We start from the raw sequence: 1,233 nt of genomic DNA, 5'->3' as shown, positions 1-1,233 counted from the left end.
CACCGACAACCCACAACCCTGTTGAGCTCACCGGTCACACCTCTCAATCTGTTCGGCGACTCTATCTGCTGGCATCACAAGATCAGCGACAGAGCCCGTTCATCCGTACGTGACTGGGCACGTTCACGTGTACGCCGACGACAAGGGCTACGACTACGACCATCTGCGTCGGTGGCTTCGCAGCCGTGACATCCGCCACCGCATCGCTCGCAAAGGCGTCGAGTCCTTACAGCGGCTCGGCCGCCACCGATGGGTGGTAGAGAGGGCCGTGTCCTGGCTGACCGGCTGTCGACGGCTCCACCGACGCTACGAGCGCAAGGCCGAACACTTCCTCGCCTTCGTCGGCATAGCGGCACTCCGCATCTGCTTCCGTCGGCTGACTACTTGAAGCCGGCGACGTGGGTGGGATGGTGAGCCGGCCCTGTCAGAGACCCGACGGGTGGCTGGAAAGCCAGTCGGCATGCCGATCGCGCGTCCGATCCCGCTCCCCGAGCGTAGCGAGGAAGACATCGGCGCCGCCGTCGTAGGGATGGTAGATGCGCCGCATCTGGGTGTCGGTGACGAGGACTCCCGCCACCTTGTCGTCAGCGATGTCACAGAGCAACTCGTCGAGGCAGCCATATCGCCAGGGCCGGCGGACGGCGAAGAGGTGGCAGTAGGTACGGAACTCCGGGTCCGGATCGTCCTCCACCAGCAGGCTCTGCCAGTAGCCAGCGTCTGACTGGAACGGCGGAACCTCGGCTTCGGTCGCCCAAACTGGGGTGATCACGTAGACATCCCCACCGGCGAACAACTCATCGAGGACGGTGTTGTACCGCTCTAGGACGACGGTGTACTCTCGTCCTCCGCGTATCGCTTCGACTCCGGCAGGCTGTGGAAGCGCACCCAGAGATCCCGGTACGGGTCGCGGAGCTTGTACCCGACCGGAGGACAGTTGGCCCAGTGCTGCTGCCACAGCTCAGTCAAAGCCGTTTGCACGCCGCTGGACATCTGCCGCGCCCGTTCTCTCGCCATCGACTCCCGCCCACGACCATGATGCCCGGCACTCGCCCACCAACTGAAACAGCCTCTTAGACCGTGTCCTATGTGGTGAAGCGTCGTTGACCTCGGTATGGGGCGGGGTACGTGGAGTTGGATCGTTCCGGATGGGTTGTGGGAGATCGCGAAGCCGCTGATCCCTCCGTCGAGGGTGCGGCCTCAGGGCGGCGGAACACAGGACACGCCTGATGAGAC

1 protein-coding gene and 2 pseudogenes are annotated in these 1,233 nt (G+C 64.1%); 2 read left to right on the top strand and 1 reads right to left on the bottom strand.

Features of this window, described 5'->3' with window-relative positions; translation table 11 throughout:
* Positions 1 to 109: 109 nt before the first annotated feature.
* Entirely contained in the window at positions 110 to 388 is a 279-nt protein-coding gene (locus ACZ6C1_RS39080; protein ID WP_469247781.1) for a transposase, read from the top strand.
* Between the two features lie 36 nt (positions 389 to 424).
* Here the strand turns inward: ACZ6C1_RS39080 and ACZ6C1_RS39075 are convergent.
* Positions 425 to 990 (bottom strand): annotated as a pseudogene (locus tag ACZ6C1_RS39075) (DUF3885 domain-containing protein).
* 121 nt (positions 991 to 1,111) lie between these two features.
* Here ACZ6C1_RS39075 and ACZ6C1_RS39070 point away from each other — a divergent pair.
* Positions 1,112 to 1,233: pseudogene (locus ACZ6C1_RS39070) on the top strand (IS5/IS1182 family transposase); the annotation flags it as partial.

This window comes from Streptomyces sp. NPDC041796 (assembly GCF_055590785.1).
The sequence above is the reverse complement of the archived record's forward strand: the minus strand, read 5'-3'. Positions and strand labels throughout refer to the sequence as shown.